Raw genomic sequence first — 23,153 nt, 5'->3', positions numbered from 1 at the left:
TGCCTTTCTCAGGTAGGCGGGTGGTTGCCGCTATCGCGGCCAGCACCCTCCTGGGCACGATGGCGCTGGCCGGCCCGGCGCAGGCCAGCCCGAACAACAACACCGTCGCCAAGCTGACCAAGGCGGTGACGGTCAAGGGGGTACTCAAGCACCTCGACAAGTTCCAGGACATCGCGAACGCCAACAACGGCACTCGCGCCTCCGGAACCTCGGGTTACGACGCGAGCGCGGACTACGTGGTCCGGCTGCTGAAGAAGGCCGGGTACCAGGTGACCCGGCAGCAGTTCGACTTCGCCTTCTACGAGGAGTTCGGCTCCTCGTTCGCCCAGGTGGCGCCGACGGCCACGACGTACGTCGACGGGGCCGACTACACCCTGATGGACTACTCCGGCGCCGGGGTCGCCCAGGGGCTCGTCGTCCCGGTCGACCTGGCCCTCGACCCGCCGCGGGCCTCGACCTCGGGTTGCGAGGCCAGCGACTTCGCCGGGGTGGACGTGGTCGGCAAGATCGCTCTGGTGCAGCGCGGTACCTGCGCCTTCGGTGACAAGGTCGCCAACGCGGAGGCCGCCGGCGCGATCGGCGCGATCATGATGAACCAGGGCAACGGTACGCCGGAGGCCAACGCGGACCGGTACGACCTGTTCGCCGGCACCCTCGGCGCCCCGGTCGGCATTCCGGCGGTCTCGGTGTCCTATTACACCGGTGCGCAGTTCGCCACCACGCCGGGCCTGACCGTGCGGATCGAGGCCGACACCACCTCGGAGATCCGCAGCACCGAGAACGTCATCGCCCAGAGCAAGCACGGCCGCACCGACAACGTCGTCATGGCCGGAGCGCACCTGGACTCGGACCCGGCCGGGCCGGGCTTCAACGACAACGCCACCGGCAGCGCCGCGCTGCTGGAGGTGGCCCTGCAGATGGCGAAGGTCAAGCCGTACAACGCGGTCCGCTTCGCCTGGTGGGGCGCGGAGGAGGCGGGTCTGATCGGCTCGCAGTACTACGTGGACAGCCTGAGCCCGCAGCAGGTCGACGACATCGCCCTCTACCTGAACTTCGACATGATCGGCTCGCCGAACTACGTGTTCGGGGTGTACGACGGTGACGACTCGGCACAGGAGGGTTCCGGCCCGGGGCCGGAGGGTTCGGCGCAGATCGAGAAGGAGTTCGAGAAGTTCTTCGCCTCCCGGAAGCTGCCCACGGTGGCCTCCGACTTCACCGGTCGCTCGGACTACGGCGCCTTCATCGACGTCAACATCCCCGCCGGTGGTCTGTTCACCGGGGCGGAAGGCGTCAAGACGGCCGAGGAGGCCGCCCTCTTCGGGGGTGTGGCGGGAGTCGCCTACGACCCCTGCTACCACCTGGCCTGCGACAGCCGTACGCCGGTCGCCGACGGCGGCGACCCGGCGGTGTACAAGTCGCTGGGCAAGAAGTACAAGCTCCACGGCAACGTCAACGTGTTCGCCCTCGACGTCAACTCCGACGCCGTGGCCGCCTCGGTGATCACCTTTGCCTTCGACACCTCGGCCGTCAACGGGGTGCCGGGCAAGGCACCCGGGAAGGGCAAGGGCAAGGGCAAGGGCAAGGGCAAGGGACACAAGCACCACCACAAGCACGGCCACAAGCACCACTGGAAGTAGGTCGGCTCAGCTCGAAAGGAGGGGCCCCTTCTTAACGCCTGCGGCAGAGGAGGGGCCCCTTTTTAACGCGTTCGGGTAACGCTAGGCGCAGACCGTCACTGTGGTGACCGGTCCGAGCGGGTCAACCGCCAGTACTGGCGCTTGGCGTCGTCGCGGACCACCACGCCGTAGCGGCCGAGTTCCGCGCGCAACTCCCGAGCCTCATCGCGCCGGTCCCGCTCCAAGGCCTCCTGCCGGGCGCGTAGCAGCGCGTCCGCGCCGGTCGGCAGGCCGGGCAGGCCGGGCACCCAGCGCCGGTACTCGTCCCGGTGCGGGTCGGCGTCCGCCCAGGGCCAGCCGTGCTCCTGCAACGCCGCGGCCAGTCGGTCGGTCGGCAGGTCGGACCGCTGCCGGACCAGTTCACCCGCGCCGCCGTCGAGCAGCACCAGATCCTTGCCGTCGACGAACACCACCCGGGTCTGCGACCGAGCGATCTCCTGCTCCTTGCCCTGGTGGCGCAACCGGACCCGGGTGCCGTCCACGGTGACCTGCACCCGGTCCGCGGTGCCCATCGCGGCGACCACCAGACCGGCCAGCACCCCCAGCCCCACCCCGCCACCCAGGGCGTACCCGTCGGGCAGGCCGTCGACCAGCCGGAACAGTCCCTGCGCGGGTGTCCAGGCCAGGTCGGTCACCCAGCCCGCGCCGGCCGCCAGCAGCCCTCCCACGGCGGCCCCGACGATCGGGAACCCGCCCCAGAGCACCACCAGTTCCCCGACACCGTCACTGACCACGGTCGGTTTCCCGTACGCCGTCACGTAACCTCCTGACGCATCGTGCGGACCAGACCGGCGACCAAGGGTACGACCAGCCACAACAGCAGCGACACCACCAGCCGCTGCCACTGGCCGCCGGTCATCTCGGGCGTGAACAGCGGTTCCATGGTCCGGTTGGTGTCCAGCCACTCCCCGGCGCGGTACAGCGGTTGGACCAGAGCGCCCAGGATGGACCACGCGATCGGCAGCACCAGGTAGGCCACGATGGCCAGGGGGGTGTGCAGCAACAGCAGACCGAAGGCCACCCCGATCAGGGCGGTGGACACCTGGAGCACGAGGGCGTGCACGAGCAGCATTCCGTCCAGACGCCAGATGCCCGCCCCGCCGGTCGCCTCGGCGACCAGTGTTGCGACAGCCGCCACGGCCAGGCAGACCAGCACCGAGGCCAGCGCCGCCAGCAGCACGGCGACCAGCTTGGCGATGATCACCCGCTCCCGGCGGGGGACCAGCGCGAAGGTGGTCAGCGCGGTGCGCTGCGACCACTCGGTGGTGATCGACAGGATGCCCAGCACCGGCAGCAGCACCCCGACCGGGAACAGGGAGGTGCCGAAGAAGCTGGCGAAGGTCTGCTGGTCGTCCGGCGCGTACGCCAGTTGCAGGGTGATGATGACGGCGGCGACCAGGCCGATGGCGATCAGCAGCCAGCGTCCGGCCCGGGTGTCGACGAGCTTGCGCAGCTCCACCCCGGTCAGCCGGACCAGGGAGGGTGTCCGGCTGGTGGCCGGGGCGGGCGTGCCTACGGTCCGGGCGAGGGCGGTGGTCATCGGCGAGTCTCCTCGGTCGGTGCTACGGGGGCCAGGGGGCCGGCGATCCGGTCCTGTCCGGCGGTGAGGGTGAGGAACAGTTGCTCCAGGCCGCCGCCGCCGGCCGGGCGCAGCTCGGTGAGCGGTACCCCGGCCTCAGCGGCGGCCAACCCGACCGCCTCGCCGTCGGCGTCGACCAGCAGCCCGTCGGTGCCATCGCTGACCGGCAGCCCGGCCCGTCGCAGTGCCTCGCGCAACGCCTCCCGGTCGCGGGCCCGCACCAGGGTGCCGCTGTCGGCGAGTAGTTCCTCCTTGCTGCCCTCTGCCACGATCCGGCCACCCCCGATCATCACCAGCCGGTCCGCGACCGCCTCCACCTCGCGGAGCAGGTGGGAGGAGAGCAGCACGGTGCCACCCCGGTCGGCGAAGTCGCGCAGCAGTCCGCGCATCCAGAAGATCCCCTCCGGGTCCAGGCCGTTGGCCGGCTCGTCCAGCACCAGGACCTGGGGATCGCCGAGGAAGGCCTGGGCCAGGCCGAGCCGCTGCCGCATACCCAGGGAGTACTTCCCGACCCGGCGACCGGCCGCCGCCCCGGTCAGCCCCACCCGGTCGAGCAACTCGTCCACCCGCCGCCGGTCGACCCCCATGGTGGCGGCGGCCAGGATCAGCGCCTCCCGACCGGTCCGTCCGGCGTGCTGCGCGGAGGCGTCCAGCAGTACCCCGACCGTACGGCCGGGGTTGGGCAGTTGGCGGTAGGGGTGACCGGTCACGGTGGCGGTGCCGGAGGTCGGTGGGGTGAGTCCGCAGATCATTCGCATCGTGGTGGACTTGCCGGCCCCGTTGGGGCCCAGGAAGCCCGTCACCGTGCCCGGCTCGCAGTGGAACGACACGTCATCGACTGCGGTGTGCCGTCCGTATCGTTTGGTTAGCTGCTCTACCGCGATCATGCCGATCAGCCTGCCCAGGCCACCCGGTCGAGCACAGCGGCCGAGGGTCTGTCGTCGCCTCGACCAAGGTAGGCACCCAGGTGTCGACTTTGGTAGCTGGTCCGACTCTCCTGGGCTGCCTACCATTGCGCCTGTGACCAGCGCCGTCATCCCCGACCATCCCGGGTTGCTACCGGGGGCGCTCGATCCCACCCGTCCGGGCTTTCGGCGTACCCCCCGGGACTGGCTGGTCGACAGCCTCTGTTTCCTGGTGGCCATCGGCTGGGTGGTGGTGGCCACCCTGGACGCGGCCTCCCCGAGGCCGGCCTACGCCGAGCGGCTGCCGTACCCCTGGATGATCGTCGCGGACGCGGTGATCGGGGTGTCCTTCGCGGTGGCCCTGTGGTTCCGTCGCCGCTGGCCGGTCGGGCTGGCCGTGGCCACCCTGCCACTGTCGGCGTTCTCGATGACCTCGGTGGTCTCGCTGCTGGTCATCTACTTCACGGTCGTGGTGCACCGGCGTACCGCGGTGGCCCTGGCGGTCACCGCGGGTGGCCTGGTCGCGAACATGTTCTTCGCGCTGCTGCGTCCCGATCCCGACCTGACCTACTGGCCGGCCACCATCTGGGGGGTGGTGATCACCCTGCTGGTGCTGGCCTGGGGGATGTTCGTCCGGGCCCGGCGGCAGTTGGTGCTGTCCCTGCGGGAGCGCGCCGAGCGGGCCGAGGCCGAGCAGCAACTGCGGGTGGCCCAGGCCCAGCAGGTGGAGCGCACCCGGATAGCCCGGGAGATGCACGACGTGCTGGCCCACCGGATCTCCCTGCTCAGCCTGCACGCCGGGGCCCTGGAATTCCGTCCGGACGCCCCCGCAGAGGAGGTGGCCCGGGCCGCCGGGGTGATCCGCAGCAGTGCCCATGCCGCCCTGCAGGATCTGCGCGAGGTGATCGGGGTGCTGCGGACGGAGGGTTCGCTGGCCACGGAGCCGGAGCGTCCCCAGCCCACCATCGCGGACCTGCCCACCCTGGTCGCCGAATCCCGGGCCGCCGGGGTCCGGGTAGAGCTGCGGGACGAGGTGTCCGCTGCGGCGGAACTGCCCGCCGCCACCGGTCGGACCGCGTACCGGATCGTGCAGGAGGGGTTGACCAACGCCCGTAAGCACGCCCGGGGGGCGGCCGTCACTGTGGGGCTGCGTGGCGCACCGGCCGAGGGGTTGAGCGTGGAGATCCGTAACCGGTGGCCGGTGGGCGAGCCGACCGGGGAAGCCATCCCCGGCGCCGGCACCGGCCTGATCGGCGTCGCCGAGCGGGTGCACCTGGCCGGCGGGCGGCTGGAACACGGCCGCGACGGCAGTGGTGACTTCCGCCTGGCCGCCTGGCTGCCCTGGCCGGCGACATGACCGCCGAACAGCAGCCCGGTTCGGGTACCCCACCGGTGCGGATCCTCATCGTGGACGACGACGCCCTGGTCCGGGCCGGGCTGTCGATGATCCTCGGGGGCACCCCCGACCTCACCGTCGTCGGGGAGGCGGCCGACGGCAGCGAGGTGCTGGCCGCGACCACGGCCTGCCGGCCGGACGTGGTGCTGATGGACATCCGGATGCCCCGGATGGACGGGCTGGCCGCCACCGAGCTGTTGCGGGCCCTGCCCAGACCGCCCGAGGTGCTCGTGCTGACCACCTTCGACGCGGACGAGCACGTGCTGCGGGCGCTGCGCGCCGGTGCCGGTGGCTTCCTGCTCAAGGACACCCCACCGGCGGAGATCGTGCGGGCGGTACGCCGGGTGGCGGCGGGGGAGGCGACCCTGTCCCCGACGGTCACCCGCACCCTGATCGCGCACGTCACGGCCGGTACGGTCGCCGATCCGAGGCGGGATCGGGCGGCCCGGCTGCTGGCCGGGCTGACCGAACGGGAACGGGCGGTGGCGGTGGCCCTGGGTCGGGGGCGGACCAACGCCGAGATCGCCGCAGAGCTGTTCATGAGTGTCGCCACCGTCAAGGCGTACGTCTCTCGGCTGCTGGCCCGCCTGGGCCTCAACAACCGGGTGCAGGTGGCTCTGCTCGTGCACGACGCCGGACTGGTCTGAGGCGAGAACTCGTCCGTGCGGGCGGTTGAACCATCCCGCTGTGGGGACCGTACCAATGTCTGAGGTGCGCTGCTCAAGCGCACCGCCACCGGAGTTGCGGGAGGCCTGCCGTGCGAGTTGATGAGCAGTCGACGGATCCCATCGATCAGATTCTGGGTGAGTTGCCGGTGCCGACGCCGCTGACCCCCGAGGATGTCCGGCTGGCGGTCCGGGCGGTGGTGGTACACGCGGCCGAGGAGTGGCCCTCCGGGGCGCTGTGCCGCAACGACGGATCGCGGTTCCCCTGCCGCCTGCACCGCTGGGGCCGGCAGGTGCTGTTGAACCACGGGCTCAACGAGCGGCAGCTCGACGCCCTCATCCGGCACGGCAACCCGTTCGTGCACGTACCGTTCCCGTTCCTGGTGAACGGGCCCAACCCGGGACGTCCCCCGGCGGCCCGTCCGTCGGGCGGCGACCGGACCGTCTCCCACCCACCGCGGACCGACCGGGCCGCCGGGTATCCGCCACGCCAGGGCCACGTCACCGGCTATCCGGTGCGTGGTCAGGTTCCCCGGGTGGCGGTTCCCCCCGTGCGGGCCGGCGCCCGCGCCGCCGGCACCGGCCGGCCGGTGGCACCCCCCGCCACCGCGCCGCGCTGGCCACGGGCGAGTTGACAGGGCTCGCCCGCCGGCGGGTACGACGTCGGCCCGGGGCGCGGGTCGTTCCCCCCGCCTGGCCCCGGGCCGACGTCGATGCTTCAGCGGTTACCGGGTGCGATCCCGCAGTCCGGGGCGGCCCAGTAGGTGCTGTTCGTGATGTTGTCCCGGTTGTTCTCCCGCCGTGAGTCGACATGCACGTGGGTGTTGTGGCCGGACACCCCGGGGCCGATGATGCCGCTGAACCCGTGGTTGCGGGCCGCGCGGGCCAGGTCGCACAGCGGTCGGTCCCGGGAGATGAGGTCGGCGGCGTTGCCGTAGAGGTGCTGACTGTTCGAGGCCCCGCCGACCTGGTTGTTGCAGGTGCGGCTGCGGAAGCCGCTGGTGACGATGATGGGCTGGTCGCCGAGGCTGCGGCGCAGGGCCTCCAGCTTCCACATCGTGCGCAGGGCGTTCTCGCGGGTCTGCGCCGTGGTCAGCGGGCCCCCGGTCCACCCGCCCCGGCCGCAGCCGTCGTCCATCTCGGCGTAGCTGAAGTGCCGGGGCGTGCAGTCGTCGTTCTGGAGTTGGTACAGCTTGGCGAAGGTCTGCGGCCCGGCTATCCCGTCGGCGGTGAGGCCGTAGGCCGACTGGAACCGGCGGACTGCGGCGGCGGTCTTCGGACCGTACCGGCCGTCGAGTTCCACGATGTCGCGGTTGCCCGCCCAGCCGGCCACCCGCAGTTGCAGCTCTCGTACGTCGCTGCCGGACCGCCCCTGGTAGAGGGTGCGGTCCCAGGTGTAACAGGCGTCGGCGTGCGCCGCCGGTGCGGCGACCACCGCGGCGATCGCGGCGCCCGGCAGAGCCAGGGCGAGGGCGACCAGAGCCCGCTTCACAGTGTGTACGCGCACAGAAGTCCTCCCGATAGAGCGACAGGGATGGTATGCGGGAGTTTGACCAGGGTGGTCCCGCAGATTCACCCTCGCACCTGAGGGGCGGATTCGTGGCAGTTAACGCGAATTGTCCTCGGAAATTGGCTTACCTGAGGAATCGCTGAGAATTGTCGCCGTTTGTCATTCGGACAATGCCGCCCAGCCGCGCCCTGGCGGTCCACAACCTCGCAGCTGGCCCCGGCATCGGTGAGGTTCCCTGACAGAGGTGATCCCGGTAACGTCAGCGCGGGTTGCGACGGGAGGCGGCGTGGCGCGCGGTGGCATCTTCTGCGTCGAGGGTCAGTGGCACCGGGATCTCAACGAACGAGGGTCCGTGCTGCCCACCCTCGAACTACTCGAACGGCTCGGGCGGATCCGCTTCATCCACAAGGACGCCGCCACCCGCGACGAGCTGTTCTACTTCGTCGACCGCTGGCTGCTCAAGCAGTACGCCGACTACCGGCTGGGCTTCTTCGCCATGCACGGCGAGCCGAACCGGCTCTGTCTGACCGACTGGCACTCCGTCGAGCTGACCGAGGTGGCCGAGCGGATGGCCGGGCGCTGCGAGGGACGACGACTCTACTTCGGCAGCTGCTCGGTGCTGCGCGCCCCCGAGCCGGTGCTGCGCGAGTTCCTGGCGGTCACCGGCGCGGCGTTGATCTGTGGCTTCACCCGCGAGGTGGACTGGGTGGAGTCGGCCGCGTTCGAGACCGTCCTGCTGGACGTGCTGGCCAACGGCCAGCGGCACAACGCCGCCGAGCTGCGGATGGGTTCGGCCCACTGGGCGCCCCTGGCGTCGTACCTGGGGTTCCGGGTCATCTACGCCAACGGCCGGGCCTGGCGGCCCTCGGTGCGACCCCGGGTGCCCAGCCAGTCCTCGGCCGGCCGGGTCGGCTGATCGGCGCAACCGCCCCCGAACGGGGGACGGGGCGCGGCCGACCGGCCGCACCCCGTCCGAGGTGTTCCGAGAGATCAGGCCCGCGCGGTCGCGTAGGCGGCGGTGCCGATCAGCTCCATCGAGACCTGGAGGCGCTCCAGGCTGATGTTCTTGGCGATGGTGTCCTCCGGGGTGTGGTACGGAGGCTCCAGCAGCGCCGGGGACTCCTCGCCACGCCAGGAGAAGTTGGCGCTGGCGATGCCGACCTCCTGGAAGGACTGGTGGTCGCTGGAGCCGCGCTGGGTCACCGGGGAGATCTGCGGCTCGTAGCCGAGGCGGCGGGCCGCGGCGGCGACCTCGGAGGTGGCCCGGTTGTCCTGGCCGTCGAAGGAGAGCAGCCAGTACTTCGTCGCCGGGTCCCAGCTGGTGGCGACCATGTCGTTCTGGTAGACGGCGAGGATCCGGTCCCGCTCGGCCTGCGGCATCTGGCGGACGTAGTAGCGCGAGCCGATCAGGCCCTGCTCCTCCGAGCCCCAGAGGCCGAACCGGATGGTGGCGTTGGTCGGGATCGACTTCAGCACCCGGCCCAGCTCCATGCAGAGCGCGGTGCCGGAACCGTCGTCGTTGGCGCCCGGGGCACCGATGACGGTGTCGTAGTGCGCGCTGATCATGACGATCGGGCCGTTCGCACCCGACTTCCCGCGCCGCTCGGCCAGCACGTTGTTCGAGGTCAGGTTGCGGTGCGCGGTGGTGGCGACGGTGAGGGTGAGCGGTCCGGTGGCCAGCAGCTCGCGCAGCCGGTGCTTCTGGGACTGCGCGACGGCGAGCACCGGGATCGGCACCGGGTTGTTGGCCGAGCCGGGCAGGGTGGGGGAGAAGGTCCCGGCCAGGCGCGGCGGCGCCGCGTCGGCGGCCATCAGGATCACACCGGCGGCACCGGCCGCGACGGCGGTGGCGACCAGCTGCTCACGCCGGGCGGCGACGTAGTCCACCAGGACGATCTTGCCGCGTACGTTGGCCGGGTAGTCGCTGGCCGCGCCGGCGCGGACGTCGACCACGTCACCGGTGACCTTGGTGTCCAACGCCGCGTGGGCGCTGGCCCCGGTCTGCCAGTTCAGGTCCTTCGGCAGCTTGCGGCCGCGGGGCGGCGTGCTGATCTGGCCGGTGAACTTGTCGGCGACCGTGAACGGCTGAAGGGTGGTGTCGTAGCCCAGCTTGTCGAAGTGGCGGGCGATGTAGTCGGCGGCCTTCCGCTCCGACTTGGTGCCACCGATGCGCGGCCCGATGTCCTCCGACAGCTTGACCAGGTGCTCCAGGGCCCGGCGCGACGAGATCTGCGCGATGACCTTCCGGTCGTCCGGCGTGAGCTTCGGCGGCTTGTGCGAACCCGGCCGCTTGTCGTTGGCGGCCCACGCGGGCACGGGCAGCGCCACGGTGGCGGCGCCACCGAGGGCGACGGTCAGCACCCGGCGACGATTGAGGAACCCGGACCCGATGGAGTTGGACGATTCGTGTAGGGGTGTCACGGTGTCGTCGAATGAAGACAAGGCTGCGCCTCCTGAATTGCGGTAGAACCGGGCGCAGAGGGGGTGCCGCCCGGGTCATGGAGGCTTGAATCTAACTCGCGAGCTGCCCTTACTCAAGATCAGGGGGTCAGTAAGCGACAGTGAAACGGGAATCCAGAAATTGCGGATTCTCGATTTCATCAATGATCGCTACCGCCAGGTCCTCATAGCTGAGTGCACACCGGCCTTGAGCGTCGGTAACCGGGCTGTCGGTTCCGGTGCGATATCGCCCGGTACGCACACCTGGATGGAACTCCAGCGGGGGCGGCGAGACATAAGTCCAGCTCACGCCGTCCGCATGGGATCGGTACAGCTCCAGCGCCTCCGCCTGGCCGAGGGCTGCGTCACGGTACTGCTCGGGAAAGTCCGGTTCGTCCAGTAGTCGGCCCCCCGAGGGGGACAGCAGGGTGGCCCCGCCGCCGACATGGATGACCCGGGGCGCGGCCGGCATCCCCCGCAACCCGTCGAGCAGGGCCCGGGTCGCGTCGGGCCAGAGGGTACGGTCGCCGCCGCCGATCGCCACCACCAGGGCGTCCGCCAGCGGCGCCAACTCCCGCACGCTGCGTTCGCTGGTGGCGTCGCCGGTGACCACCCGTACCCCGGCCGGCAGGTAGGTGGTGGCCTCCGGGCGGCGTACCGCGGCGATCACCCGGTGACCCCGGTCGAAGGCCTCGGTGACGATCCGTGAACCTGCGGTGCCGCCCGCTCCGAACACGACGATCTCGCTCACGGTCCCAGGCTATGGAGCGGGCCGGGTCGCCGTCGGCGGAACGCCCGATCCCGCTGCCTTGCTCAGCCGACCAGCGCCGCGTAGACCAGTTGCCGCAACTGAGGGCGGATCGGCCAGGTGCTCGACGGCATCAGCTGGGTGAAGAACATGGCCGTGACCTGCTCCACCGGGTCCACCCAGAAGGCCGTGCTGGCCACCCCGCCCCAGTAGTACTCCCCGACACTGCTCGGCACCCGGCTGGGGATGGGATCCTGCACCACCGCGAAGCCGAGACCGAAGCCGACCCCCTCCAGGTTCGTCTCCGCGAACCCCCCGGTGGACAGGGCGCCCAGGTCCCGGCCGCCGGGCAGGTGGTTGCTGGTCATGAAGCGCACCGTGCGGGGGGCTAGCAGCCGCACCCCGTCCAGTTCCCCGCCGCGCAGCAGCATCTGGGTGAAGCGGTGGTAGTCGGCGGCGGACGAGATCAGGCCACCCCCGCCGGAGAGCAGGGTGGGCTTCTCGTACGCCATCGCACCGAGGGCGTCGTAGCGCACCGCCCGGCCGGTCGCCGGGTCCGCGGCGTACAGCGCGGCCAGGCGGGCGGCGTCGGCACCGTCGACGTACCAGCGGGTGTCCTCCATGCCCAGCGGGCGCAGGATGCGCTCGGTGAGGAAGGAGTCCAGGCTCTGCCCGGAGACCACCTCGATCAGCCGGCCCAGTACGTCCGTGGCGACGGAGTAACCCCAGGCGGTGCCGGGCTGGAACAGCAGCGGCAGTTCGCCGAAGGCCCGGCAGGCCCCGGCCAGGTCGACGTCCGAGGGCGGGTACAGGTCGTAGCCGGCCGCCCGGTACAGGCCGTCGACCACCGAGGTCTGCATGAAGCCGTAGGTCAGACCGGCGGTGTGGGTCAGCAGGTGCCAGACCCGGATCGGCTCGACCGCCGGCACGGTGTACGGCTTGAGGGTCGACCCCTTGGAGTAGACCCGCATGTCGGCGAACTCCGGCAGCCACCGGCTGATCTCGTCGGTCAGCTCGAACCGACCCTCCTCCCAGAGGATCATCGCGGCCACCGAGGTGATCGGCTTGCTCATCGAGTAGATCCGCCACAGGGTGTCCGCCTGCACCGGGGCACCGGCCTCGCGGTCGCGCAGCCCGTAGGTCGAGCAGTGCGCGACCTCGCCCCGGCGGGTGACCACCACCTGCCAGCCGGTCAACCGGCCGTCCTCGACGTACCTGCCGAAATGCTCGTCGATCCGGGCCAGCCGGGCCGGATCGAAACCGACCTGGGCCGGGTCGGTGCTGCGTGCGATGCTCACCGGTCGAACCTACCGACCCGGTTGATGCGTGGGGAAGATGGTTGTCGGTCGGGTTGGTTAACCTCCCGGTATGCCGGAGCCGATCGAGGATGTCACCTTTCACGACGAAGACTGGTACGCCGAGGACCTTGCCGACCGGCACTACCTCGGCTGCGCCTTCCACCGGGTCGACCTGACCGAGGCGACCAGTCGGGGGGCCACCTTCTCCGGCTGCACCTTCGGTGACGTGCGGTTCAACATCTCCCGGCATGTCGACTCGGCCTTCACCCGCTGCACCTTCGTCCGGTGCAACCTGTTCGAGGCCGAGTTCACCGGCTGCAAGTTCGTCGGCAGCACCTTCGACCGGTGCGACCTGCGCCCCCTGACGGTCACCGGCGGTGACTGGTCCTTCGTGAACCTGGCCGGGGCCGACCTGCGCGGCGCCCGGTTCACCGGGGTCCGGATGCGGGAGACCGATCTGGCCGGTGCCGACCTGACCGCAGCGACGATCACCGGCAGCGATCTGTCCGAGGTGAACTGGCGCAACGCCCGGTTGTCCCGGGCCGACCTGCGGGGCAGCGACCTGACCGGCCTGGACCCCACGGTGGTGCAGCGCGTCGACACCCTGGTCGATGTCGGACAGGCCATGGTCCTGGCCCAGGCCCTCGGCTTCGACGTCCGCGGCTGACCTTTCGGCGACCCCATCCATCGACTGGCGTCGAGGGTGTCCGTAATGTCAAGGTGGGTCGGCCCGTGTCCGGGTCGAGCAGACCGGTGCGAGTCCGGTCCGGCAGAAGTGGAGAGTCGGTGGCCGAGGAACCCGCCGCACCGACCGAGGCGAGATCCCCCCGGACCCGAGGGACACGCCGCCGAGGCAGTGCCCGGCACCGCTCCTACCCCGAGCAGCCGTCCGGACCACCGGCGTTCGCTTACGAGCAGCAGGGTGTCAAGCCGGCCACCACCCGGGCCGCCAGGCGGTCGGCGCGGGCCGGTCGCCGACGCCGGTACGCGATGGAGGCCCTGGCCGCCTTCGTCGGTCTGCTGGCCCTGGTCGCCTTCGTCGGCTGGTGGTCCGAGCCCGCCCGGCAGGAGCCCCCGCAGCCCGGCGGCCTGCCGGCGGTGGTCGGCCGACCCAGCCTGCCCGGCCCGGTGCCCACCGCCCTGGCGGTACCCGGTCTCCGGCCCCGGGAACGGCCACCCAGCCCGAGCCCGACTCCGAGCGTCAGCCCGCCGTCGCCGGCACCGGTGGCCGTGCCGACCACCCTGACGGTCAGCCGGGCGGACATCCCCGAAACGGTGCACCTGACCGAGGCGGGCCGGCGCGACTGGATGCACTGGGGGCTGGGCGGTGCCCAGGACACCGTACGCAAACGCGAGGGCACCGGCGAACTGCGGGACCTGGGCGGCCCGGGGGACCGCAGCGGCTGGGACGGCAATCAGGAGCTGTTCCGGTGGCGTGACGGCGCGCAGGTGCGGTCCGTCGAGGCCACCTCCGAGGGGGCCTACGTCTGCGGTACGGGCAACGGCTTCCAGTTGGCGGTCACCGCCGATGGCCGGCCGCGTACCGCCACGGTCTATCTCGGGGTGTGGATGGCGCGGGGCCGGCTGGACCTGCGGTTGGCCGAGGGCGGTCCGAGTCGCACCGTACGGCTGGAGGAGCGGCACACCAGCAGGTCCGCGCAGGTCACCATCCGGTTCCAGGCACCCGAGGGGACCCGGCTGCTGCTCTCCTGGACGGTGGAGGAGACCTTCACCCCGCACTGTGGCTTCGTCGGCCTTCAGGCGATGGCGCTGCGGTGATCCTGGGTCCGATGGCCGATCGGTCAGTAGCGTAGGTCCGGTGATGACCATCATCCAGGAGGACCGATGAGTACGAGTGAGCAGGTGTTGGACAGCCCGTCGGGCTGGGTGGCCGAGCACATCGACCGGTACGTGGCCACCGACGGCAAGCAGGGACACGAGTGGCGTCCAGGTGTCTTCACGCTGCTGCTGACCACCCGAGGCAGGCGCAGCGGGAACCTGCGCCGTACCGCGTTGATCTACGGGCGGGACGGGGAGGCGTACGTGATCGTGGCTTCCCAGGGCGGAGATCCCCGGCATCCGGCGTGGTATCTCAACCTGGCCGCCGACCCGACCGTCCAGGTGCAGGTAGGCCCGGACCGGTTCACCGCCCGGGCCCGGACCGCCACGGCCGAGGAGAAGGCCCGGCTCTGGCCGATCATGACCGACATCTGGCCGGCGTACGACGACTACCAGGCCAAGACGGAGCGGGACATCCCGGTGGTGCTGCTGGAACGGGTCTGACGCAACCCCCTCCGATACCCCCGATCACGGTGTCCACACCCGCAACCCCATCGGAACCAGCCGATTTGACGGATGGCTCGACGGGGGGCACCGTGGGCAGTGGAGGGGGCCCTGAGCTGCCCCGATGCGACGGTGTCTGGCCGTCCTCCGGCGACCACGTCGGCCCTGGCCAGCACCGGCCGCCGCCACATCTCCGGCGTGCGGGTGGCGGGTGATCCGCCCGCGAGCGACACCTCCCGCGTCCGTGCCGGAGCCGAGTGAAAGCCACGAGGAGTCCCACCATGCTCACGATGACCGACAACGCTGTTCTGGTGATCCGTGACCTCGCCGCCCAGCAGGACGTTACCGAGGGCGGTGGGGTGCGCATCGCCGCCGACACCCAGGCCGGATCGCTCACCGTCGAGTTGGTCGCCGCACCCGTCGAGGGGGACCAGGTGGTCGACACCCAGGGTGCCCGGATCTTCCTCGACTCCGACGCCGCCGACCTGCTCGGGGACGCCTCGGTCGACGCCTCCGTCGACGACGAGGGAGTCGTGCAGTTCGGGTTCACCGAGAAGCAGTAGCCCGCGGCTCACCCGACGCGGCGGGTCTGGCCGCCGCGCGGGGCCCGACTGCGCGGCGGCTGCGGGCCGGAACGCCCGTGCCCGCCCCGGGTCGGCGGGCGCAGCGCCGCCAGCACCTGGGCCAGGTGGTGGGAGGTGCTCCAGGCCAGCCAGTTGGTCGTCGAGCCGGCTCCGGCCACCCCTCGGGCCCGCCGGAGGATCTCGTGGTCGCCCCAGGAGAAGTCCGCCCCCGCCGGCGGCCAGTGCGGAGCCGACACCAGGGCCCGGCACAGGTCGGCCATCCGCTCGTCACCCCGCCCGCCCCGCCGGGACCAGCGGTAGACCCACCAGGCGTCCTCGTCGGTGTAGCGCAGGGTCGGCAGTCGGTCGCCCGGAAGGGCCCCGCCGGGCGCCGCGGACATCACCCCGTAGTCGCCGAAGCCGACCTCCAGGTCGGCCAGCCCTTGCCAGAGCAGCCAGTCCCAGCGGCACACCCGCACCGGCTCGTCCGTGGGCAGCCGGGACAGGGCCGATGGCATACCCCCGGCCGCCACGCTCACCGAGCACCAGGGATGCCGGCGGGCCCACTCCAGCGCCCGGCGGGCCCGGGGCTCGACGGTCCGCAGGTCCGCCCGGCAGCCCACCTCCCCGCAGTCGACCAGCAGATCGCACTGCTCGGGAGCCAGCCGGGCGTACCGCCAGATCCGTTCCACGCTCGCGGTGGTGGCGTGCGGTCCCGCCCGGTCCTGGTCGATGCGCAGCCGCACCACCGCCCGCCCGGCGTACGCCCGGGCGGTGATCCCGTGCGCGGCCAGCCGCCGCTCACCGTCGGTCAGACAGATCACCGGCATCAGCGGTACGCCCCAGCGGACCAGTTCGGTCTCCACCCCGTCGGGCAGGGCGCTGACGTCGATGGCCGGCACCAACCCGGCCGGGAGTCGGTGCAGCAGATCGGGCAGTGGTAGATCTGTTGTGGACAATCGCAGGATCGGGACGACAACAGGGGTGTGGACGCCGTCGAGGTGACTGAGCGCTTCGAGTTCCCCGCGGGTGGCGGCTAGCAGGGGGCGATAGACCGGTTGCGTCGCCCGTCCTGCTCGGGCGGGCATCATAATTCAATGTAGCCAGGTGATTGCCCAGCTCACAGGGCAAACGGTGAGGAAATCCCGGGACCGTGGGCGACTGCCGGGATTACCGTCACCGGGTGCCTGATTCGCCGACCCGCTACCGATCCGTCGATGAGGACAGCATCCGCTGGCGAGGATTCCCGCTGCGTCCCGGTGACATCGTGATCAGTACCCGCTCCAAGAGCGGCACGACCTGGATGCAGATGATCTGCGCGTTGCTGGTCCTGCGTACCCCGGACCTGCCGGCACCCCTGCCGACCCTCTCGCCCTGGCTGGACTGGCTGGCAGAACCAGCAGATCAGGTGTACGCGCGACTGGCCGCCCAGCGGCACCGCCGCTTCATCAAGACCCACACCCCACTGGACGGTGTGCCGATGGATCCGCAGGTGCACTACCTGGTGGTGGCCCGTCATCCGCTGGACCTGGCGGTCTCCCTGTTCCACCAGGGCGCAAACCTCGACCGGGCCCGGCTGGCCGAACTCACCGGCCGGCCCCGGCCACCGGAACCCGACCGGCCTCGCCCCTCCATCGCAGAGGCGCTCGTACGCTGGATCGACGCGGACCCCGACCCGCGCGAGGAACTGGACTCGCTGCCCGGGGTCATGTGGCATCTGCACGACGCCTGGGCGCGACGCGACCAGCCCAACGTCCACCTGGTCCACTACGACGACCTGCGCGCCGACCTGGCCGGGCAGATGCGTCGCCTAGCCGAACTGCTGGATCTCGACCCTCCCGGCCCGGAACTGGTGGCGGCCGCCACCTTCGACCGGATGCGCGCCCGGGCCGACCGGCTCGCCCCGGATCCGGCCGGAGTGTTGAAAGACCGGCAGGCCTTCTTCCGCACCGGCCGCTCCGGCCAGGGCAGCGCCCTGCTCGACGCGGCCGACCGGGCCCGCTACCAGGCGCGGGCCGCCGCGCTGGCCCCGCCAGACCTGCTCGCCTGGCTGCATCGCGGTCGCTGACCGCGCCCCGGGGCAACGCTCCGGGCCGGGTTGCCCTCCCCCCGAACCCCCGGCGGTCATACTCCGGGGCCGCCCCGAAACCCCGGCCCGATCCGGGCGTGGGGCAGGTCGGCTGCGATGCCCCGCTGCCGCACCGCTGGGTGACCCACCTCAAGGTGGGCTTTCTGGCTGAGGCAGCCGAAAAAGAGGGCCGCCCCGGCACGGCGGATGCCATGCCGGGGCGGCCCCGTCAACGCTGCGATCAGTCGTCGTCCCGGTCGTCATCGTCATCGTCGTCATCGTCGTCGTCGACCGGCTCCTGCTCGGCCTTGAGGACCTCACCGGTCTCCCGGTCGATTTCGACCTCGTGCTCGATGTCGCCGTTGACGATCTCGACCTCCCAGACCGGCCGGTTGTCCTCCTGGTCCCGGTCGACCTCGGTGATCTGACCGCCGCCCACCTTGGCCAGGGCGATCTCACCGGCCCGCTCGGCGCTCACCGCGTCCTGCCCGCTGCCCGGGGTCGCTCCCTCGGTCGGCACCACCGGGCTGGTCTGCGGCGCGGCCGGGTCACTCGGGGCGGCCGGGACGGTGGCGGCCGGGTCGCTCGGCGCGGCCGGGGTGGCCTCGTCCGGCACCTCTGCGGTCGTCGGGGAGCTGGTCGCGGCGATCAGCTTCGTGGGCCGGGCCTGGTTGCTGTCGGCGGCGGTGACACCCAGGAACACTCCGGTAGCGGCGAGCACCGCCGCCGTACCGCCGACCGCCACCAACAACAGGGGGTTGCGCTTCATCGTCTTCACCCTTCCTCGGTTCTTGCCTTAGAGGATCGGTGTCGGCGGGATAGCCCCGCGCTGTGCGAACACTAAGGCCGGGTTAAGGACCCCGGTCTGCCCGCCGTTACGCCGAAACGGTGGTGTCGGAGGCGGTGGGACCCCGCCGTTACGGCGTAACGGAGTCGATCACGCCGCTGGCGGGGGTCAGGTCTTCGGGGGGCCCAGGTAGAGGGTGATCTCGGCGCCGCCGCCGGGGCGTTCACCCAGTTCGAGGTGGCCGCCGCTGGCCTGGGCCGCCCGGCGGGCGATGTCCAGTCCCAGGCCGGTGGAGCCGGCCTGGCTGGCGCCCCGGCGTACCGAGTCGGCCGCGATGCCCGGTCCCTCGTCGGCGACCGTCAGCGCGACCTGGTGGCCGGCGGGGGCCAGCCGTACCGCGAAGGCGGTGCCGTCCGGGGTGTGCGCGAAGACGTTGCCCAGCAGCGCGTCGACCGCCGCGGCCAACTCGTCGGCGGGTACCCCGACCGGTAGGGGACCGGGCGCCAGGTCCAGCTCGATCGCCCGGCCGGTGTCCTCGGCGAGTACCGACCAGAAGGCCACCCGGTCGGTCACGGTGGCCACGGCGTCCGTGGCCACCGCCCCGTCGGCTGGGGTACGCCAGCGGGCCTGCCGGATCAGCCCGGTCACGGTCCGTTCCAGCCCGTCCACCGCCTCGGTGACCCGGGCGGCGTCCTGGGGGTCCCGCAGGGACTCCGCCTCCAACCGTAGGGCGGTCAGTGGGGTACGTAGCCGGTGGGACAGGTCGGCCACCTGCTCCCGCTCCTGCACCAGCAGTTCCTGGATCCGGCCGGCCAGATGGTTGAGCGCGCCGCCCACCTCGCGTAGCTCCGCCGGCCCGGCCGGTTGCACCCGGGCGTCCAGTTCGGCGTTGGCCAGCCGGTGGGACACCGCGGACAGTTCACTGATCGGCCGCACCAGGGTCCGGGCCAACCGGTCGGCCACCGCCAGGCCGATCAGCACCAGCACCACCCCGAGCAGGGCCAGCACCAGCCAGGCCCGACCCACCCCGGCGGTCATCTCGGCGGAGGGCACCACCGTGCGGATGACGGCCGTGCCGTCGGCTCGGCCCAGCACCGCGATCACCACCTCCCGTCCGTCGGAGGTCTCCGCGGTGAGGCTCTGCCCCCGGGCGGCCAACTGCACCGCCGGGGTGGGTTCGGCGGGCGAGCCGAGCACCGTGCCGTCGGGCAGGAACACACTGACCGGTCGACCGGACTCGGCGACCAGCTGGTCGACCGTCAGCCGGATGGTGTCCGGGTCGGCGGTGCCGACCACGGTGGCGAGGCTCTGCGCGTCCCCGGTGGCGCGTACGGTGGCCCGTTCCTCGGCGGCGGTACGCAGCAGCAGGGCCAACGGCACCAGGAAGGCGATCACGATCAGTACGCTGACCGCCGCCACCAGCAGCGCCAGGCGGGCCCTCACCCGAGCACCTCCGGGGCGACCAGACGCACCCCGACCCCCCGTACGGTGTGCAGGTAGCGCGGCTGCTGGGCGTTCTCGCCGAGCTTGCGGCGCAGCCAGGACAGGTGCACGTCGACGGTCTTGTCCGCCCCGCCGTAGGGGATCTGCCACACCTCGGTCAGCAGTTCCCGCTTGGTCACCACCTCACCGGCCCGGCTGGCCAGATGTCGCAGCAGGTCGAACTCGCGGGGGGTCAACTCGACCGGCGTCCCGTCCAGGCTGACCTGCCGGGCGCGGGGGTCGATCCGCAGGCCCCCGACGACCAGGGTGGGGTCCTCCTCGGCCGGTCCGCCGGGCCCTCGGCGCAGCACCGCCCGCACCCGGGCGTCGAGTTGGGCCGCGGTGAAGGGTTTGACCACGTAGTCGTCGGCCCCGGCGTCCAGCACCCGGACGATCTCCCGCTCGTCGTCGCGGGCGGTCGCCACGATGACCGGTACCGCGCTGACCGCCCGCAACATCCGCAGCAGTTCCCGGCCGTCCAGGTCGGGCAGGCCCAGGTCGAGGACGACCAGGTCCGGCCGGTCGTCCAGGGCGTCCCGCAGGCCGGTCATCGCGGTGGAGGCGGCGGCCACCGCGTGGCCCCGCTCACGCAGGGCCCGCACCAGCGGGGTACGGATGGTCAGGTCGTCCTCGATCAACAGCAGGCGGGCCACAGCAGGCAGGGTATCCCCGCCGAGGCCGCGAAACCGGTGACGTTAACCCGTTCTTAGGGTTGGCTGAACCTCGGCCCAACCGGCGATCGGGGATAGTCGGGGCATGGGCCGTCGTACTCTCCTCGCCGTCGCCGGGTGGCTGGCCACCGCGGCCGTCGCCATGCTGATCGGGGTCGCCGCGATCCAACTGGTGGGGGAGAGCCTCACCGGCACCCCCGGCGGGGTCCGCAGCCAGGAGGAGGTGGCCCGGGCCCTGGCCGAGCCGCCCCCGGTCGCTCCCGGCGCCACCACCTCCGCCGCACCGACCCCGGGTCCGACGGCGCCGACCGGTACGCCCGCCACCCCGGCCAACCCGAGCGCCGAGGCCGGTGGCCGGCGCAGCTTCACCGGGTCCGGTGGCAGTGTGGTGGCCGAATGCGTACCGGGCGGGGTGTACCTGGTGTCCTGGACTCCCCGGCAGGGTTACCGGGTCGACGACTACGACCGAGGGCCCGACGACGACGCCGAGGTGAGCTTCGTCGGCCCGAGCGGGGAGCACGAGCTGTCGGTTCGCTGCGTGAACGGGGTCCCGGTCCTGGAAGTCGACAACGACTGACACCCGGCGCGGGGCCGGTGGGAGGAATGAGCGCGCGGCGCCGTTCGATCCGAGGATCGAGACGTCGCCGCGCTCGGCCGTCTCCCACCACCGCAGCCGTACGGCGGTACGTCAGCGGGGACCTGGCTCGCCGGAGCTTGCCGGCCGAGATAGCGATCCCCGTTCGAGGGCCTGACAAACCCGAGATCCGTGCTCAATCGCACCATCTGCCGATCCCGGCGTGGCGAGGCCCGTCAGGGGGTATGTGCCGGGCATGGAGCACTTCACTATCGCGACCGTCGCCGAGAAGAGTCCGGATTTCCGCCGCGTGCTGTGGACCGGAGAGCACACCCAACTGGTGATCATGACGATCCCGGCGGGGGGTGAGATCGGCGAGGAGGTCCACGAGGACACCGATCAGATCCTCACCTTCGTCAGCGGCACCGGGGAGGCTCGGGTGGCCGGTGAGAAGCGGGAGGTGGCGCAGGGCGACCTGGTGGTCGTACCGGCCGGCACCAAGCACAACTTCGTCAACACCGGCCCCAACCCGCTGGTGCTCTACACGGTCTACGGCCCGCCGGAGCACGCCGATCAGGCGGTACATCGGACCAAGGAGGAGGCCGACGAGGCCGAGGCCGCCGGGAAGGACGAACCACCGACCTCCTGATCCGTCGGCCACCGCAGCGGCCCGGCCCCGAGGTGAGGCCTCTCGAAGACCGGGTACGCGCCTGGGATGCGGCCCATCTCCGACTACGGCTTCCTGTCCGACCTGCGTACGAGCGCACTGGTGGGCACGGACGGCGGAGTCGACTGGTGGTGCCCGCAGCGGTTCGACTCCCCGTCCGTCTTCGCCCGCCTGCTCGACCCCGACGGCGGCCACTGGCGCATCGCACCGGCCGCCGTCGGGTCCGCCGGGCACCGGGTGCAGCGGTCGTACCTGCCGGACACCCTGGTGCTGCGGACCGTGCACCACACCCCGGAGGGCAGTGTTGCCGTCACGGACGCACTGGCCGGGGAACCGGGGGCCCGGGCTCACGAACTCGGCATGAACTCCCCGGCCGTGCTGGTGCGGGTGGTGGAGGGGCTGTCCGGCCGGGTGCCGATGACTGTCGACTTCCGACCCCGACCGGAGTACGGCCTGACCATGCCGTACCTGCGGGAACGGGCCGACGGGACCGTGCAGGTGGCGGCTGGCCCGGTCGACCTGGTGCTGCGCTGTACCAAGCTGCGCCTGCGCGCCGAGGACGACCGGGTACGACAGGACTTCGAGATCGCCGAAGGCCAGGTGCTCGGCTTCGACCTGGCCTACGCCGCCGCCTACGGCGGTTCCCCGGTCGAACTGGACCCGATAGCGGCCGTTGCCGACACCGCCCAGGCCTGGCAGGCATTCCGGGAGAGCCACCGGTACACCGGCCGCTACCCCGATCTGGTCCGGCGCAGCGCGACCGTGCTCACCGGCCTGACGTACGCCCGCAGCGGTGCGGTCACCGCGGCGGCCACCACCTCCCTGCCGGAGGTGATCGGCGGCGACCGCAACTACGACTACCGCTACGCCTGGTTGCGGGACTTCGCGATGACCCTGCGGGCCCTGTGGGTGGCGGCCTGCCCGACGGAGTCCTCCCGACTGTTCGCCTGGGCCACCCGCTCGATCGGCCGCATCGGCGCCGACCCGATCCCGGTGCTGTTCGGGCTGGAGGGCGAACGCGACATCAACGAGCACCTCTGTCCCCACCTCGCCGGGTACGCCGGCAGCACCCCGGTGCGGGTCGGCAACGATGCCTGGCGGCAGCACCAGGCGGACGTGCCCGGCGAGATCGTCTCCGCGGTCTGGCTGCTGCGCAGCTACCTGGGGGAGGAGTTCGACGCCGAGCTACGCGAGTTGGTCCTGGGGCTGACCGAGCAGGTGGCGGCCACCTGGCGGCTGCCGGACCGGGGCATCTGGGAGCCGCGTGACCGGGAACGGCACTACCTGTCGTCCAAGGTGATGTGCTGGGTGGCCTTGGACAAGGCGGTGCGGCTGGCCCCCCGGCTGGGGGAACGCGCGGACGTGCGGCGGTGGGCGGCCGTGCGGGACGAGATCCGGTCCACCGTGCTGCGCGAGGGGTTCCACGAAGGCCGGGGGATCTACACCGGCGCCTTCGGCTCACCGGAGTTGGACGCCGCCGTGCTGTACCTGCCGGTGATGGGTTTCCTGCCGGCCGACGACCCCAGGATGCGGGCCACCATCGCGGCCGTGGAACGGGAGCTGGGCACTGCCGGTGGGCTGGTCCGCCGCTGGCGGGACGAGCCCAGCGGCTTCCTGCTCTGCTCGTACTGGCTGGTGGAGTGCCTGGCGATGGCCGGTGAACCCGAGCGGGCCGCCCGGCTGTTCAAGCAGGTCACCGGGCACGCCAACGACCTGGGGCTGCTCAGTGAGCAGATCGACCTGGACAGCGGGGCACACCTGGGCAACACCCCCCAGGCGCTGTCGCACATCGGCCTGATCAACGCCGCCTGGCGGTTGACCGAGCTGGCCGGGGGTTGACCG

The 23,153-nt window shown here is 71.8% G+C and carries 24 protein-coding genes; 13 read left to right on the top strand and 11 right to left on the bottom strand.

Annotated elements, in window-relative coordinates; translation table 11 throughout:
- Positions 1–20 precede the first annotated feature (20 nt).
- Complete coding sequence (locus ACGFIK_RS03155) at positions 21–1,637, top strand: M28 family metallopeptidase (protein ID WP_393337402.1); 1,617 nt, start codon at positions 21–23, stop codon at positions 1,635–1,637.
- A gap of 95 nt (positions 1,638–1,732) precedes the next feature.
- On the opposite strand, the gene ACGFIK_RS03150 is transcribed toward ACGFIK_RS03155, so the two are convergent.
- The 3 genes from ACGFIK_RS03150 to ACGFIK_RS03140 are packed head-to-tail and all read right to left on the bottom strand — an operon-like array spanning position 1,733 to position 4,142.
- The gene (locus ACGFIK_RS03150) at positions 1,733–2,434 is read right to left on the bottom strand and encodes a hypothetical protein (RefSeq protein ID WP_393337400.1); all 702 of its coding nucleotides are present in this window, start codon (positions 2,432–2,434) and stop codon (positions 1,733–1,735) included.
- Positions 2,431–3,216, bottom strand: a complete 786-nt coding sequence (locus tag ACGFIK_RS03145; RefSeq protein ID WP_393337398.1) for an ABC transporter permease — start codon at positions 3,214–3,216, stop codon at positions 2,431–2,433. The genes ACGFIK_RS03150 and ACGFIK_RS03145 overlap by 4 nt, the downstream gene beginning before the upstream one ends.
- Positions 3,213–4,142 (bottom strand): ATP-binding cassette domain-containing protein, encoded by a 930-nt coding sequence (locus tag ACGFIK_RS03140; protein ID WP_393337396.1) that lies wholly within the window; start codon positions 4,140–4,142, stop codon positions 3,213–3,215. The genes ACGFIK_RS03145 and ACGFIK_RS03140 overlap by 4 nt, the downstream gene beginning before the upstream one ends.
- 133 nt (positions 4,143–4,275) lie before the next feature.
- Here ACGFIK_RS03140 and ACGFIK_RS03135 point away from each other — a divergent pair, with 133 nt between their 5' ends.
- The 3 genes from ACGFIK_RS03135 to ACGFIK_RS03125 all read left to right on the top strand — a co-directional run bounded on the left by ACGFIK_RS03135 (position 4,276) and on the right by ACGFIK_RS03125 (position 6,856).
- Positions 4,276–5,517: a sensor histidine kinase gene (locus ACGFIK_RS03135; protein ID WP_393337394.1), complete on the top strand. Its 1,242-nt coding sequence runs from the start codon at positions 4,276–4,278 to the stop codon at positions 5,515–5,517.
- The gene (locus ACGFIK_RS03130) at positions 5,493–6,203 is read left to right on the top strand and encodes a response regulator (RefSeq protein WP_393337683.1); all 711 of its coding nucleotides are present in this window, start codon (positions 5,493–5,495) and stop codon (positions 6,201–6,203) included. The genes ACGFIK_RS03135 and ACGFIK_RS03130 overlap by 25 nt, the downstream gene beginning before the upstream one ends.
- Positions 6,204–6,313: 110 nt before the next feature.
- Positions 6,314–6,856, top strand: a complete 543-nt coding sequence (locus tag ACGFIK_RS03125) for a hypothetical protein (RefSeq protein ID WP_327022510.1) — start codon at positions 6,314–6,316, stop codon at positions 6,854–6,856.
- A gap of 83 nt (positions 6,857–6,939) precedes the next feature.
- On the opposite strand, the gene ACGFIK_RS03120 is transcribed toward ACGFIK_RS03125, so the two are convergent.
- Positions 6,940–7,728: a D-Ala-D-Ala carboxypeptidase family metallohydrolase gene (locus tag ACGFIK_RS03120; RefSeq protein WP_393337390.1), complete on the bottom strand. Its 789-nt coding sequence runs from the start codon at positions 7,726–7,728 to the stop codon at positions 6,940–6,942.
- Positions 7,729–8,017: 289 nt separating this feature from the next.
- On the opposite strand from ACGFIK_RS03120, the gene ACGFIK_RS03115 reads away from it, so the two are divergent.
- Entirely contained in the window at positions 8,018–8,647 is a 630-nt protein-coding gene (locus ACGFIK_RS03115) for a DUF6642 family protein (RefSeq protein ID WP_357528661.1), read from the top strand.
- Positions 8,648–8,721: 74 nt separating this feature from the next.
- Here ACGFIK_RS03115 and ACGFIK_RS03110 read toward each other — a convergent pair whose 3' ends face one another.
- The 3 genes from ACGFIK_RS03110 to ACGFIK_RS03100 form a co-directional block, all read right to left on the bottom strand.
- Positions 8,722–10,173, bottom strand: a complete 1,452-nt coding sequence (locus ACGFIK_RS03110) for a M28 family peptidase (protein WP_327022507.1) — start codon at positions 10,171–10,173, stop codon at positions 8,722–8,724.
- A 106-nt stretch (positions 10,174–10,279) separates the two neighbouring features.
- Positions 10,280–10,921 carry an NAD(P)-dependent oxidoreductase gene (locus ACGFIK_RS03105; protein ID WP_393337387.1) on the bottom strand — a complete coding sequence of 214 codons (642 nt, stop codon included), beginning with the start codon at positions 10,919–10,921 and terminating at the stop codon, positions 10,280–10,282.
- 62 nt (positions 10,922–10,983) lie between these two features.
- Positions 10,984–12,216 carry a serine hydrolase domain-containing protein gene (locus ACGFIK_RS03100; RefSeq protein WP_327022505.1) on the bottom strand — a complete coding sequence of 411 codons (1,233 nt, stop codon included), beginning with the start codon at positions 12,214–12,216 and terminating at the stop codon, positions 10,984–10,986.
- A 70-nt stretch (positions 12,217–12,286) separates the two neighbouring features.
- Between ACGFIK_RS03100 and ACGFIK_RS03095 the strand changes: the two genes are divergently transcribed.
- The 4 genes from ACGFIK_RS03095 to ACGFIK_RS03080 all read left to right on the top strand — a co-directional run bounded on the left by ACGFIK_RS03095 (position 12,287) and on the right by ACGFIK_RS03080 (position 15,062).
- A complete protein-coding gene (locus ACGFIK_RS03095) occupies positions 12,287–12,883 on the top strand; it encodes a pentapeptide repeat-containing protein (protein ID WP_327022504.1) in 597 nt (198 codons plus the stop codon).
- Between the two features lie 119 nt (positions 12,884–13,002).
- Complete coding sequence (locus ACGFIK_RS03090; RefSeq protein WP_327022503.1) at positions 13,003–13,995, top strand: hypothetical protein; 993 nt, start codon at positions 13,003–13,005, stop codon at positions 13,993–13,995.
- Positions 13,996–14,061: 66 nt separating this feature from the next.
- Positions 14,062–14,499, top strand: coding sequence for a nitroreductase family deazaflavin-dependent oxidoreductase (locus ACGFIK_RS03085; protein ID WP_327022502.1), 438 nt, complete (start codon positions 14,062–14,064; stop codon positions 14,497–14,499).
- 281 nt (positions 14,500–14,780) lie between these two features.
- Positions 14,781–15,062 carry an adhesin gene (locus ACGFIK_RS03080; RefSeq protein WP_327022501.1) on the top strand — a complete coding sequence of 94 codons (282 nt, stop codon included), beginning with the start codon at positions 14,781–14,783 and terminating at the stop codon, positions 15,060–15,062.
- Between the two features lie 8 nt (positions 15,063–15,070).
- Here the strand turns inward: ACGFIK_RS03080 and ACGFIK_RS03075 are convergent, their stop codons facing one another.
- A complete protein-coding gene (locus ACGFIK_RS03075; RefSeq protein ID WP_327022500.1) occupies positions 15,071–16,150 on the bottom strand; it encodes a hypothetical protein in 1,080 nt (359 codons plus the stop codon).
- Positions 16,151–16,245: 95 nt separating this feature from the next.
- Between ACGFIK_RS03075 and ACGFIK_RS03070 the strand changes: the two genes are divergently transcribed.
- Positions 16,246–17,130, top strand: coding sequence for a sulfotransferase domain-containing protein (locus ACGFIK_RS03070; protein WP_327022499.1), 885 nt, complete (start codon positions 16,246–16,248; stop codon positions 17,128–17,130).
- A gap of 241 nt (positions 17,131–17,371) precedes the next feature.
- Here ACGFIK_RS03070 and ACGFIK_RS03065 read toward each other — a convergent pair whose 3' ends face one another.
- The 3 genes from ACGFIK_RS03065 to ACGFIK_RS03055 all read right to left on the bottom strand — a co-directional run bounded on the left by ACGFIK_RS03065 (position 17,372) and on the right by ACGFIK_RS03055 (position 20,052).
- Positions 17,372–17,899 carry a PepSY domain-containing protein gene (locus ACGFIK_RS03065; RefSeq protein WP_327022498.1) on the bottom strand — a complete coding sequence of 176 codons (528 nt, stop codon included), beginning with the start codon at positions 17,897–17,899 and terminating at the stop codon, positions 17,372–17,374.
- 186 nt (positions 17,900–18,085) lie between these two features.
- Complete coding sequence (locus ACGFIK_RS03060; RefSeq protein WP_393337379.1) at positions 18,086–19,360, bottom strand: sensor histidine kinase; 1,275 nt, start codon at positions 19,358–19,360, stop codon at positions 18,086–18,088.
- Positions 19,357–20,052 (bottom strand): response regulator transcription factor, encoded by a 696-nt coding sequence (locus ACGFIK_RS03055; RefSeq protein ID WP_327022496.1) that lies wholly within the window; start codon positions 20,050–20,052, stop codon positions 19,357–19,359. The genes ACGFIK_RS03060 and ACGFIK_RS03055 overlap by 4 nt, the downstream gene beginning before the upstream one ends.
- Positions 20,053–20,155: 103 nt before the next feature.
- Between ACGFIK_RS03055 and ACGFIK_RS03050 the strand changes: the two genes are divergently transcribed.
- The 3 genes from ACGFIK_RS03050 (at position 20,156) to ACGFIK_RS03040 (ending at position 23,150) form a co-directional block, all read left to right on the top strand.
- Positions 20,156–20,647: a septum formation initiator gene (locus ACGFIK_RS03050; protein WP_393337374.1), complete on the top strand. Its 492-nt coding sequence runs from the start codon at positions 20,156–20,158 to the stop codon at positions 20,645–20,647.
- A 253-nt stretch (positions 20,648–20,900) separates the two neighbouring features.
- Positions 20,901–21,293 carry a cupin domain-containing protein gene (locus ACGFIK_RS03045; protein WP_327022494.1) on the top strand — a complete coding sequence of 131 codons (393 nt, stop codon included), beginning with the start codon at positions 20,901–20,903 and terminating at the stop codon, positions 21,291–21,293.
- Positions 21,294–21,359: 66 nt separating this feature from the next.
- Positions 21,360–23,150: a glycoside hydrolase family 15 protein gene (locus ACGFIK_RS03040; protein WP_393337371.1), complete on the top strand. Its 1,791-nt coding sequence runs from the start codon at positions 21,360–21,362 to the stop codon at positions 23,148–23,150.
- Positions 23,151–23,153: the final 3 nt, after the last annotated feature.

The organism is Micromonospora sp. NPDC048871 (assembly GCF_043198155.1).
In the GTDB taxonomy this organism is placed as follows: Bacteria; Actinomycetota; Actinomycetes; order Mycobacteriales; family Micromonosporaceae; genus Micromonospora.
This window is presented reverse-complemented; position numbering and strand designations above follow the sequence as displayed.